Below are 11,767 nucleotides of genomic sequence, written 5' to 3'. Positions count from 1 at the left end.
GCGGTGCGCCGGGCATTGCCGTATCCACAGGCTATCCCAGCCGGGGCTGCGCCGATCCCGAGCGATCAGAACGACTCGAGATAAGCGCAGCGGCGGCTATTGCGATCCGTCACAGGCGGAACGAGGCGACGGCGGACTTGAGCTCCACGGCCAGGCGCGACAGGTCCTGGCTGGAGGCGCGGGTCTGGTTGGCTCCCGCCGAGGTCTGGGTGGACAGGTCGCGGATGTTCACCAGGCTGCGGTCGACCTCGCGTGCTACAGCTGCCTGTTGCTCGGCAGCGCTGGCGACCTGGACGTTCTGTTCGTTGATCGAGGCGATGGTCCGGGCGATGTCGCCCAGGCTGCCATCGGCGGCCTGGGCGAGGTCCACCGTTGTCTGGGCCAGGCGCGAACTGCTCTGCATCGTGGCGACTGTGGCGCTGGCCTCCTGCTGCAGCTGGTTCACCATCTGCTCGATTTCCTGGGTGGATTGCTGGGTGCGCTGTGCCAGCAGGCGAACCTCATCGGCCACCACCGCGAAGCCGCGCCCCTGCTCGCCGGCACGGGCGGCCTCGATGGCGGCGTTGAGGGCCAGGAGGTTGGTCTGCTCGGCGATCGAGCGGATCACATCGAGCACCTTGCCGACGTCCTGCATCTGCCGGGCGAGCTTCTCGACACGCTCGGCGCTACCGGTCACGTCGGTCGCCAGGGCGTTGATCGAGCGCACCGTCTCACCCACCTGCTCGCGGCCATGGCGCGTGGCGGTGTCGGCCTGGCGCGAGGCGTCCATGGTCGTGGCCGCGTTGTGCGCCACCCCATCCACCGCCGCACTCATCTGGTTGCATGCCGTGGCCGCCTGCTCGATTTCCTGGTTCTGCCGCAGGAGGTCCCGGCTGGTGTCTTCGGTCACCGCATGCAGTTGCTCGGAGGCCGAGGCGAGCTGGGTGGAGGAGTCGGCGATGAGGCTGATGGTCTGCCGCAGGTTCTGCTGCATGCCGCGCAGGGCGCTCATGAGGGAGGTCGCCTCGTCGTGCCCTTCAACCGGAATGTCACGGCTCAGGTCGCCCTGGGATACCTGGCTCGCCACTTCGACCGCCTGGTTCAGCGGCCTCACGATGCTGCGCGAGAGGAGGAGGGCAAGGATGACGGCCAGGCCGACGGCCCCGGCGAGGATCAGCCAGACCAGCAGGTTGGCGTGTTGGAATGCGGAGTTGCTGGCCGTCGAGGCCTGCCTGGCTCCCTCCTCATTGATTTCGATCAAGGCCTTGAGGTCGGTGCTGAGCGCACTGCCCAGTTCATTGAGCCTGGTGGTGACGATCGATTCGGCTTCTTCCCGCTCACCGGCTGCCAAGCGTTCTATCACTGCGCGGCGGACCTCCAGGTAGCCGCGCAGGTGCTCGACATAGCGATCGAAGAGCTTCTGCTCCTCGTCGCTCGAAATCAGTTTGATGTAGGTGTCCTGGGCTTTTTGCAGGGTGGCTTCGTCCGTGACGAGGCGGGCCTTGGCCGCTTCATCGAATGTCACCAGGGCCCGCAGCGTGGAGGCTCGAAGCTGGAGGGTCGCCTCGTCCATGTGGCTGATCGCGACGATGCTGGGCAGCCAGTTTCCATCGACCGCTTGGGAGCTGTCATGCATCTGGTGCATCTGCATCAGGGAGCCGCCCCCGACCAGCATCAACAAGGTGACCAGCACCGCAAAGCCTGCATTGATGCGGGTGGAGACACGCAAAGAGCGAATCAGCATGATGATCTCCCACGTTGCACGGGTGTAGCGATGGGTATGCCCGGTAGAAGGTTTAGGTCATGGGCGGATGTTTAACGAGCCGTTCGTGAAAAGTGCGTGAATTCAAGAGTACGGCCATCTCAGGGTGGCGTTACCGCGATATGCCTGAGTCACTGATGGCAAAGTGCTTTTAGCGTATTTCCAGTTGTTCCCATGGTATTTCCATTGGCGACAGGCGGTATCAGACTTTAGTGGCTAGTTGAATTGTCGATAATAATTCGCACTGGAATTCGCTTGCCGTTATTGATTGCAGGTAGCGCTCTATTGGGCAGGGCCCGTCTTGTCGAGCTGTGTCGCATCGGCGATTTCAATAGCGCGTTCAATCTTCCAGGCCCTTGTGATCCTTGCACCGCTAGCCTTTCTTGATACCCGAACCACTCGCTGGCAATAACGCTGCAAGTTCGATGTTCCTGAATCGGCTGCAATCCCGTCCCGCTTCCTTGGCCTCGTACAAGGCGGCATCCGAAAACTCGAGAAGCCTTGCGATATCCGGTACGACTTCATTGCTTTCACTGGAATGCGGCCAACTGGGACTTTCTTCATCGAAACTGGCGACGCCGATTGAAACAGTCACTTTCCCGTGGGGGCTGTCGAGATGAGGGATATTCAAGTGCCTGACGCTGTCCCCCAGTTGGTCGGCTATACGGCAGGCACCGACATGGTCGGTTTCGGGCAATAGCACGGCGAACTCTTCGCCGCCATAACGGGCCACCAGGTCGGCGGGCCTGTTGATGCAGGCACGCAGGGCGTGCGCGGCGGCGATCAGGCACTGGTCGCCCTGCAGGTGGCCGTTGCGGTCGTTGTAGCGTTTGAAATAGTCGATATCCATCAGCAGCAACGAGAAGGGTTGCCCGTTGCGGCGGGTCCTGAGCCATTCACGTTCGATGTTCTGGTCGAGGAAGCGGCGGTTGGCCAGGCCCGTCAGGCCATCGGTCTGCGCCAGCAGGTTGAGCCGGTCCATGGCCAGCTTCAGGTGCAGGTGCGTCTTCACCCGCGCGTTGACGATGGCGGGGCGTATCGGCTTGCCGATGAAGTCCACCGCGCCCAGGGCGAGGCCCGCTTCCTCCATGCTCGCCTCGGTGTGGCTGGTGATGAAGATGACCGGGACGTCGCGCAACCCCATTTCGGTCTTCATCCGTTCACAGACCTCGAAGCCGCCCATGCCGGGCATTTCGGCATCCAGCAGGACCAGATCGGGCCTTTGCTCCTGTACCGCCCGGAGTGCATCGGGGCCGTTGGTGGCGAAGCGGACCTTGCCGAGGCTGCCGATCGCCTTGCTGAGGATGCGGATCGCCGAAGTGTCGTCATCGACGATCAGCAGGGAGGGTGTGTAGTCCATGGGTGTCACTCCTTGGCCACGAGGCCTGCGGACTCGAGCAGGTGCAACGCCTGTTCGAAGTCCAGGTTGTCGATCGCCTGCCAGACCTGTTCGGCCAGCGCCTGGCTGGAAATCCGGATGGCAGGGTATGCCTGGGCGAACTGCTCCAGCGCGGCCATGTCGTGGTCGCGCAGGTGGTCGATCAGCCTCGCCAGCGCGGGGCCTGCTGCCAGGTGGTCCGCGTCGCTGCGGGGGAGGGTGATCGCCTCGATGACGCCCGTCTGGCGTTCGAGTTCGAGATAGGCCTCCACCAACTGCCCGAGCAGTGCCGGCAGGTGTGGGGCGTCGGGTTCGACCCGCAGCAGGGTCTCCGCCTCACCTGCAAGCTTGTGAAGGCGCCGGGCACCGAGCATGCCCGCCGACCCCCTGAGCTTGTGCAGGCGCGCTGTCAGCCCGGGCGGGTCGTCCTGCAGGCGCCGCCGGGTCGCTTCGTCGTCGCGGAATTCGCCGAACTCGCTGAACAGCCGCCGCAGCGAGGAGTTGAACAGCTCCAGGTCGTGACTCATGCGCTGGGCGACTTCAACGGTATCGATGCCTTCTATCGTCGGCCAGGGGCGGGAAGGCCCGGTGGGCGCCTCGATCGGACGTATGGGCAGGGGAGCGCCCCGGGAGTCCTGGACCGCCCGGCGGATGGCGCGGATCAGCACCTTGGGTTCCAGGGGTTTGCTGAGGAACTCGTCAATTCCGGCCGCCTTGGCCTGGCGACGTTCTTCCGGCAGCGCTCCGGCGGTCAGGGCGAGCACGGGCAGTCGTTGCAGGCCGAGTTCGCCACGCAGTCGGCGGGTGGCCTCGAACCCGTCCATTTCCGGCATGTGCAGGTCCATCAGCACCACATCGAAGGCGGTGGTGTCCTCGCGCAGACAATCCAGCGCCTGGCGGCCGTTCATGCAGGTCTGCACCTCGGCGCCCTGCTGCTGTAGCATGAGACTGGCCACCTCGAGGTTGATGTCGCTGTCATCCACCAGCAGCAGCCTTATGCCCTCCAGCCACCGGGCCTGGGTGATGTCCAGCTCGGTGGCGTGGATCAGTTTCTCGCCGTGGCCGTTGGGATGCCCGAGGCTGGCGGCAGCGATGGCGTTGTAGAGATCGGAGCCGTCCAGTGGCGTTCGGGCGTGATGGTCCACCAGTGCATCTTCCAGGGTGGGTGCAGCCGATGTCCGTGGCGCCGAGAACACCACGCTGCTGGGCATGCGTTCGCGTCCCAGCAATGCCCTGAGCTGTTCGAGCGTCTCCAGCACATCGGCGCCGGCCAAGTGGTCGAGTAGCAGGACATCGGCCAGTGGATGGCGGCGTGCGAGCCGTTGCCCGAGGTGTTCGAGCAGGTCTTCCCGTCTGAAGAATGGGGTGGCTCGCCAGCCCAGCGAGCGGCACAGCTGGGTGAGTCGCTGGCGTTCGCTCTCGTCCTGGCTCACCACCAGCACATCCAGGCTGGACGTGTTATCCGACAGGGCCTGTTCGTCGATGATCGGATCGAACGGCAGGCGTACCCAGAATTCGCTGCCCACCCCGAGGGTGCTGCGCACACCGACCGTCCCGCCCATCTTCTCGGCCAGGCCGCGTACCACCGACAGGCCCAACCCCGTGCCGCCGAAGCGACGGGTGGTGGAGGTGTCTGCCTGGGTGAAGGGGGAGAACAGCCGCTCGATCACCTTGGCATCGATACCACAGCCGGTGTCCCGGACGCTGATGCAGAGCCAGCAGCGTACGTCGGTCTCGTGGGTGCACTCGACGTTGACCTCGATGCTGCCGGCGGCCGTGAACTTGAGGGCGTTGCCGATCAGGTTCATGAGGATCTGATTGAGTCGCAACGCGTCGCCGGCAAGTTGTTCGGGCAGCGCATCGGCCTTGACCTCGAACCGCAGGCCCTTGGCTTCGGCCTGGGGCGCGAACAGTTCGGCGAGGTCACCGAACAGCCGATGGGGACGGAACGGGCTGTTCTCCAGAAGCATCTCGCCGGCCTCGATCTTGGCGATGTCGAGGATGTCGTTGATGATCCCCAGCAGGGAGCGCCCGGCGATCTGCAGCTTGCCGAGCAGTTTCTCCTGCTGCTCGTCCAGGCGCGTGCCCTGCAACAGGTGGGCGATGCCGATGACCGCGTTCATGGGGGTGCGGATCTCATGGCTCATGTTCGCCAGGAACAGGCTCTTGGCGGCGTTGGCGCTTTCGGCCGAGGCTTTGGCCGCAAGAAGCTCGGCGCTGTTGCGCAGGCGCTCGGTGATGTCCTGGGCGATGGCCAGGTGACCGATGAGCGCACCGGTTTCCGTGCGAATGGAGGTGATGACCATGGACACCTGGATCTGCGAGCCCCCCTTGCGGATGTAGGTCCACTGGCGTGTTTCCGCGCCTTGCTCGTCGGGTTTGCAACGGAATACCTCCATCCCCTCGATGGGGCGGCCGTATTCGCGGCTGAGTTCGACCGCACGTGCCTGGACTTCCTCTGGCAGGTGGAAGTCCAGGAGATTGCGGATGCCGATCATCTCGGCGGCGGTATAGCCCAGCAGCAGTTCCGCGCCTCGGTTGAAGACGACGATCTCGCCCTGCATGTCCACCGCAATGATGGACACCTCGGAGGAGGCGTCGAGCACCGCTTGCAACAGGCCTGCGACCCGGGAGAGCTCGGCGGTGCGTTCGCTGACCTGCTGCTCGAGGCTGGCGTTGAACTGGCGCAGGTAGTCCTCCGCGCGCTTGCGGTCGCTGATGTCGTGCATCAGCTTCGCCGCGCCGAGGATGCTGTCGTCGGCCTCGCGGATCAGGCTGCAGGTGATGGTCACATCGATCAGGCGACCCTCCTTGTGCAGGCGCTGGGTCTCCAGCGTCGGGCCGCGCTCCCCCCGCGCCACGCGTTCGAGCAGCGCTTCGTCCTCGGCCAGGCGCTCCTGCGGAACCAGCAGGGGGGCCAGGGGGCGGCCGAGGATCTCCGCCTCGGTGTAGCCGAACATCTGCTCGGCGGCACGGTTCCAGGTGATGATCCGGCCATCCAGTGCCTCGCCGATGATCGCGTCGCTGGAGTTCTCGACGATGGTCGCCAGCCGCGCCTGGCCGGCCATCACCTGGTACTGGCGCTGGCGTGACAGCAGCAGGGTGCCGACCATGCCGGTGACCAGGAGGCTGGCCAGCAGCCCGACCACGAACACCCTGGCGGGATGCACGGGGTCCAGGGACTCGACGAAGGCGGCGTAGGCGCTGACCTCGAACAGCCAGGTCCGCCCGTAGACCTCTCGTTCGAAACTGTAGGTCTGGACCCGCTCGCCGTCCGGGCTCTGGTGGTGGGTTTCGAAGATGAGCTTGCGCTGCGGGGCGTCGGTCTTGTCGTAGATCGCCAGGTGGAGGCTGTCCACGGGCAGGTCGAGGTCGGTCATCACCTCGCTCATCGCCAGCGGGGCATAGCTCCATCCGAGGATTTCCTCATGGCGGGACGGGAGATCGGCAGGGGTATCCGGGGTGCTGTAGACGGGCAGCAGGAACAGGAAGGAGCGATAGGCCTCCCTGGATTCGTTGATGAAGGTGATGGGGGCGGTGAGCGTGGCCTTGCCGCTGAGCATCGAGCGCTGCGCGGCGATCCGGCGCAGGGGCTCGGAGGCGATGTCCAGGCCGATGGCTTCGATATTGACCTCCGGCGGATCGATGTACTGGATCACGTAGCGCTCGCCCTGGGAGGGGGCGAACTGGTGCAGGGTGAAGTTCGGCTGGCCGTCGGCCCTGACCCGGCGCAGGAAGTCCGCCTCCTCGCTGACCTTGACCCGGCGGATGAAACCGAAACCGCGGGCCCCGGGGAACTCTTCCTGGAGGTTGCGCGCCCGGCTGTAGCGGGTGAACAGGTCGAGGGTGACGTTGCCTATGCCCAGCATGTGGATGGCGCCGCGCCAGCCCCTGAGGCGGAACTCGTAGATGCGCAGGCGCGACATGAGGTCGCCTTCGACCTCGCGGCTTTCATCCTTCAGGGCCTGCTGCACGTGGTTGTCGATGGAGCGGACCTGCTGGAGGCTGGCCAGCGCGCTGAGCAGCAGGCCCGAGAGCAGTACCGCTGCCATCCAGATGGCGATGTAAGTCCATGACTTTGCCTTCATCCACTCGGGTCTCTCGCCGGTTGGAGGCCGAGGCGAGCTTGGCGGCGCGCATCGAACCCTGACTTTCCTGTCTTTTTCCGTAAAGGCGGCAGCGTACTTATGCCCAATGTCACGATGACATCATTGGCTCTATGGAGAGGAAGCCGACTCGCTGTTGCCTCCTCACTATAGATGGCCCTTTGCCTGGCTTCCCGGCCAATGACGTCGCCTGCGGCCGACCTGCCGTCGGCCCGGGCTCGCTTCAGACTCCATTCAGATTGGCTGCGGATACTCGCCCCCATCGAAACGCACGTTGGGGGCCAGACATGATCCAGTCGCAATGGGAATCGTTGTTCCCGCTTCACTTCGGCAGCCTGGGGGAGCGCCACGCCTTCCTGGACCTGCACCTGCAGGGGGACCCGGGGCGCGCGGAGCTGGAGCTGTTCGTCCAGCGTGGCTTCAAGCAGGCGCATGGTGCGGATATCCAGCACTTCCTGCCGGAGATGCTCGGCCTCTACGACGGCCGGGCCACCCTCGACGCCGCCGTGGGCATCCGTCTGGCCAGCACCGGGCAACTGTTCCTGGAGCAGTACCTGGATGAGCCGATGGAGGCTGCGCTGGCGCCGCGGGTGGGCGAGGTGCCCCGGGCGGCCCTGGTCGAGGTCGGCAATCTTGCGTCGCTGTCGGCCGGTGGCGCACGGCTGCTGATCATCGCCGTGACCTGGCTGCTGGCCGCAAGAGGCCTGCGCTGGGTGGCGTTCACCGGCACCTCCACCCTGGTCAACAGCTTCCACCGCCTCGGGCTCGAACCCATGGTGCTGGGCCACGCCGATGCCGAGCGCCTTGACGACCCGGGCAGCAACTGGGGCACCTACTACGAGCAGCGCCCGCAGGTGTTCGCCGGGGACATCCAGCACGGCCATTCCGAGCTGGAGCGTCGAGGCATCTTCCAGCGCCTGGGTTTCCCGCTGCTGCAGGGGGAGAACGGTAATGCGGCCTGATACCCGCTGGTTCCGCCAGCTCCTGGAACAGCATGCCGGGGGCGAGCCGCAGCGCTGCGCGATACGTGGCATCGAACACCGCTACACCTATGCGCAACTGCTGGATGAGCTGGCCGTGCGTGAGTCGCGGCTGCGCGCGCAGCCGGCGGGGCCCATCGCGCTGCTCCTGGACAATGGCCCCGAGGCCCTGTTGTGGGACCTGGCCGCGTTGCTCAGCGAGCGCCCCTGCATCGTGCTGCCGCCGTTCTTCACTGCGTCCCAGCGGGCCCATTGCCTGCAATTGAGCCAGGCGCCGCTGGTGCTCGCTGGCGAGGCGCTGACCGACGAGCTGCATGCGCTGGGCTACCTGTTCAGCGAGGGATTCTGGAAGCGCCCGGTCAGCGCGCCGGCGATGCTGCCGGCGGCCACCGCCAAGATCACCTACACCTCCGGCAGCACCGGCACGCCCAAGGGTGTATGCCTGTCGGCCGAGTCGCTGCTGCGTGTCGCGCGGGAGCTCGAAGCCGCCAGTCGCTCCACGGGGCCGAGCCGCTACCTGGCGGTGCTGCCGCTGGGCGTGCTGCTGGAGAACCTGGGCGTCTACGCGGCGCTGATCGCCGGCGCCGAGGTGACGCTGCTGCCCCTGGACCAGTTGGGCATGAGCGGGGCCAGCGGCATCGACCTCAAGCGGCTGCTGAGCTGCATCCTGCTCAGTGGCGCGCAGAGCCTGATCCTCGTGCCGCAGCTGTTGCTGGGCCTGGTCACGGCCATCGAGCGCGGGCTCACGCAGGTCGGTGCATTGCGCTTCGTCGCGGTGGGCGGGGCGCGGGTCTCGGCGAGCCTGCTGGCGCGTGCCCAGGCCATCGGCTTGCCGGTGTTCGAGGGCTATGGCCTCTCCGAGTGCGCGTCCGTGGTCTGCCTCAATCGCCCGGAGGCCAACCGGCCCGGCACGGTCGGGCGTCCGCTGCCCCATGTCGAGGTGCGCCTTGCCGAGGATGGCGAGGTGCTGGTGCGGGGCTCGACCCTGCTCGGCTACCTGGGCGAGCCGCCGCCGGTGTCCGCCTGGTGGCCGACCGGCGACCTGGGGCACTTCGACGCCGACGGCTACCTGCACATCCTGGGTCGCAAGAAGAACCAGTTCATCACCAGCCTCGGTCGCAACGTCAACCCGGAGTGGGTCGAGGCCGAGCTGACCCAGGACGGCACCATCCTCCAGGCCTACGTCCAGGGGGAGGGGCTCGCCCACAACCTGGCGCTGCTCTGGCCGCTGTCCCCGGAGACGACCGACGCGCAGCTGGAGGCCGCCGTGCAGCGCTGCAACCGTGCGTTGCCCGACTACGCCCGGGTGCACCGCTGGGTGCGGCTGGCCGAACCCTTTACATCCGCCAACGGGCTGCTAACCGGTAACGGCCGGCCGCGTCGCGAAGCGATCTACGTCCGCTACCAGACCCTTCTCAACCAACTCGCCAACGAATGAGGCCCACCATGTCTTTCTTCGACTCGCTGCAAGCTGCAACCCATGAGGAACGCCAGGCGCTGTTCGGCGTCCCGGTGATCCGCGATGCCCTGGGCGGAACCGTCAGCCTGGAGGGCTACATCGCCTTCCTGACCCAGGCCTACCACCACGTCCGCCACACGGCGCCCCTGATGATGGCCTGCGGTGCGCGCCTGCCCAGCCGGCTGGAGTGGCTGCGCAAGGCGGTGTGCGAATACATCGACGAGGAGTACGGCCACGAGCAGTGGATCCTCAATGACATCGAGGTCTGCGGCGGCGACCCCGAGCAGGTGCGTAACGGCAGCCCGTCGCTGCCCATCGAGCTGATGGTGGCCTACCTCTACGACACCATCGCGCGGCACAACCCGGTCGGGCTCTTCGGCATGGTCAACGTGCTGGAGGGCACCAGCATCGCCCTGGCCACCCACGCGGCGGGCAGCATCCGTACGTCCCTCGACCTGCCCGCCAATGCCTTCAGCTACCTGAGCTCCCACGGCGAGCTGGACCAGGACCACATGGCCACCTACCGCCAGTTGATGGACCGCCTCGACCAGCCGGAGGACCAGCAGGCCGTCATCAGGACCTCCAGGGTCGTCTACGGGCTCTATGCGGACATGTTCCGTGGCCTGCCGCGCGCCAGCGTCCGCGACGAGGTGCGTCATGCGCTTGTCTGACTGCCGTGCCGTGCTCACCGGCGCCAGCGGGGGGATCGGCCTGCAGTTGGCCGAGCAGTTGTGCGAGGCGGGGGCCCAGGTCCTGGCGGTGAGTCGCCACGAGGGCAGCCTGGCGGCGCTGCGGCAGCGCTTCCCCAACCAGCTGCGCTGGCAGGAGGCCGACCTCAACCAGGCTTCCGGACGCCAGGACGTGCTGAGCGCTGCCTGGCAGATGGGCGGGACCAACCTGCTGATCAACGCGGCGGGGATCAACCACTTCGCCCTGTTCGAGCAGGCCAGCGAGGAGGGCATCGCGGAGCTGCTCGACCTCAACGTCAAGGCGACCCTGCAGCTGACCCGCCTGTTGCTGCCGCTGTTGCGCCGGCAGGAGCACGCGCTGATCACCAACATCGGTTCCACCTACGGCTCGATCGGCTACCCCGGCTATGCGGCCTATTGCGCCAGCAAGTTCGCCCTGCGCGGCTTCTCGGAAGCCCTGCGCCGCGAGCTGGCGGACACGGCCGTGGATGTCCTCTATGTTGCGCCGCGCGCGACCCGCACCGCGATGAACGGCGCTGCCGCCAGGGCGCTCAACGATGCCCTCAAGGTCGGCACCGACGACCCCGGCGACGTCGCCATCGCGGTGCTCGAGGCGATCGAGCGCAATCTGCGCGAGCTCTACCTGGGCTGGCCGGAGAAGCTGTTCGTGCGCCTGAACCACCTGCTGCCGGGGCTGGTCGACCGCGCCCTGCGCAAGCAACTGCCCTTGATTCGTCACCACAGCCGCCCGGGGGCGGGGGAGATCGGCAAATGAAACGACTGATGCTCATCGGCCTGCTTTTCGCGTCATCCTTCGCCTTCGCCCTGGACGGTGCCGGGCAGCAGCGCCTGGCGGATATCCAGACGCGCTGGGCGCAGATCCAGTACCGCACGGCTGAGTCGGAGCGCGCGGCGGCGTTCGCCAGGCTGGCCGCCGACACCCAGGCCTTCACCCGCCAGCAGCCGACCGCCGCCGAGGCCTGGATCTGGAACGGCATCGTCACCAGCAGCTGGGCCGGCGCCGAGGGTGGCCTCGGGGCGCTGGGCAAGGTGAAGGACGCCCGGGCCAGCCTCGAGAAGGCGCTGGCGCTGGACCCCAAGGCCCTGCAGGGTTCCGCCTACACCAGCCTGGCCGCCCTCTATGACCGGGTCCCCGGCTGGCCCATCGGCTTCGGCGATGCCGAGAAGGCCGAGACGTTGTTGCAGGAGGCGCTGCGCCTGAATCCCGATGGCATCGACAGCCTGTATTTCTGGGGGGACCACCTGTACCGTCAGGACCGCTTCGCCGAGGCGAGGCAGGCCCTGGAGCGCGCGTTGCAGGCCGCTCCCAGGCCTGGTCGCGAGCTGGCTGACCAGGGGCGGCGGGAGGAGATCGATGCTTTACTCAAGACCCTCAAGGACAAATAGGACTGGG

General features: G+C 66.5%; 8 protein-coding genes and 1 pseudogene. 5 read left to right on the top strand and 4 right to left on the bottom strand.

What is annotated here, in order from left to right; all coding sequences use genetic code 11:
* Positions 1-109: 109 nt before the first annotated feature.
* The 4 genes and pseudogenes from DMX10_RS33655 to DMX10_RS18480 all read right to left on the bottom strand — a co-directional run bounded on the left by DMX10_RS33655 (position 110) and on the right by DMX10_RS18480 (position 7,207).
* Positions 110-973 carry a methyl-accepting chemotaxis protein gene (locus tag DMX10_RS33655; RefSeq protein ID WP_371921706.1) on the bottom strand — a complete coding sequence of 288 codons (864 nt, stop codon included), beginning with the start codon at positions 971-973 and terminating at the stop codon, positions 110-112.
* A pseudogene (locus tag DMX10_RS33650) lies at positions 965-1,723 on the bottom strand (MCP four helix bundle domain-containing protein); the annotation flags it as partial. The pseudogene DMX10_RS33650 and the gene DMX10_RS33655, both read right to left, overlap by 9 nt.
* Positions 1,724-2,114: 391 nt before the next feature.
* A complete protein-coding gene (locus tag DMX10_RS18485) occupies positions 2,115-3,101 on the bottom strand; it encodes a diguanylate cyclase domain-containing protein (protein ID WP_111262419.1) in 987 nt (328 codons plus the stop codon).
* 5 nt (positions 3,102-3,106) lie between these two features.
* Positions 3,107-7,207: a CHASE domain-containing protein gene (locus DMX10_RS18480; protein ID WP_111262418.1), complete on the bottom strand. Its 4,101-nt coding sequence runs from the start codon at positions 7,205-7,207 to the stop codon at positions 3,107-3,109.
* Positions 7,208-7,512: 305 nt separating this feature from the next.
* On the opposite strand from DMX10_RS18480, the gene DMX10_RS18475 reads away from it, so the two are divergent.
* From DMX10_RS18475 to DMX10_RS18455, 5 genes are read left to right on the top strand one after another with little or no spacing between them, the layout of a single operon-like run.
* Positions 7,513-8,187 (top strand): thermostable hemolysin, encoded by a 675-nt coding sequence (locus DMX10_RS18475; protein WP_111262417.1) that lies wholly within the window; start codon positions 7,513-7,515, stop codon positions 8,185-8,187.
* Positions 8,177-9,643 (top strand): AMP-binding protein, encoded by a 1,467-nt coding sequence (locus tag DMX10_RS18470; RefSeq protein WP_111262416.1) that lies wholly within the window; start codon positions 8,177-8,179, stop codon positions 9,641-9,643. Before DMX10_RS18475 ends, DMX10_RS18470 begins: the two co-directional genes overlap by 11 nt.
* An 8-nt stretch (positions 9,644-9,651) precedes the next feature.
* Positions 9,652-10,335 (top strand): TenA family transcriptional regulator, encoded by a 684-nt coding sequence (locus DMX10_RS18465; RefSeq protein ID WP_111262415.1) that lies wholly within the window; start codon positions 9,652-9,654, stop codon positions 10,333-10,335.
* Positions 10,322-11,128 carry an SDR family oxidoreductase gene (locus DMX10_RS18460; protein WP_111262414.1) on the top strand — a complete coding sequence of 269 codons (807 nt, stop codon included), beginning with the start codon at positions 10,322-10,324 and terminating at the stop codon, positions 11,126-11,128. Before DMX10_RS18465 ends, DMX10_RS18460 begins: the two co-directional genes overlap by 14 nt.
* Complete coding sequence (locus tag DMX10_RS18455; RefSeq protein WP_111262413.1) at positions 11,125-11,760, top strand: tetratricopeptide repeat protein; 636 nt, start codon at positions 11,125-11,127, stop codon at positions 11,758-11,760. The genes DMX10_RS18460 and DMX10_RS18455 overlap by 4 nt, the downstream gene beginning before the upstream one ends.
* Positions 11,761-11,767: the final 7 nt, after the last annotated feature.

The sequence above is a fragment of the Pseudomonas sp. 57B-090624 genome, assembly GCF_003234055.1.
Classification (GTDB): Bacteria; Pseudomonadota; Gammaproteobacteria; order Pseudomonadales; family Pseudomonadaceae; genus Metapseudomonas; species Metapseudomonas tohonis.
This window is presented reverse-complemented; position numbering and strand designations above follow the sequence as displayed.

What these genes read in the sequence shown, in the direction of transcription:
- DMX10_RS18480 (WP_111262418.1), bottom strand. Translation starts at nt 7,207, where the DNA reads ATGAAGGCAAAGTCATGGACTTACATCGCCATCTGGATGGCAGCGGTA.
- DMX10_RS18485 (WP_111262419.1), bottom strand. Translation starts at nt 3,101, where the DNA reads ATGGACTACACACCCTCCCTGCTGATCGTCGATGACGACACTTCGGCG.
- DMX10_RS18460 (WP_111262414.1), top strand. Translation starts at nt 10,322, where the DNA reads ATGCGCTTGTCTGACTGCCGTGCCGTGCTCACCGGCGCCAGCGGGGGG.
- DMX10_RS18465 (WP_111262415.1), top strand. Translation starts at nt 9,652, where the DNA reads ATGTCTTTCTTCGACTCGCTGCAAGCTGCAACCCATGAGGAACGCCAG.
- DMX10_RS18475 (WP_111262417.1), top strand. Translation starts at nt 7,513, where the DNA reads ATGATCCAGTCGCAATGGGAATCGTTGTTCCCGCTTCACTTCGGCAGC.
- DMX10_RS18470 (WP_111262416.1), top strand. Translation starts at nt 8,177, where the DNA reads ATGCGGCCTGATACCCGCTGGTTCCGCCAGCTCCTGGAACAGCATGCC.
- DMX10_RS18455 (WP_111262413.1), top strand. Translation starts at nt 11,125, where the DNA reads ATGAAACGACTGATGCTCATCGGCCTGCTTTTCGCGTCATCCTTCGCC.
- DMX10_RS33655 (WP_371921706.1), bottom strand. Translation starts at nt 973, where the DNA reads ATGCAGCAGAACCTGCGGCAGACCATCAGCCTCATCGCCGACTCCTCC.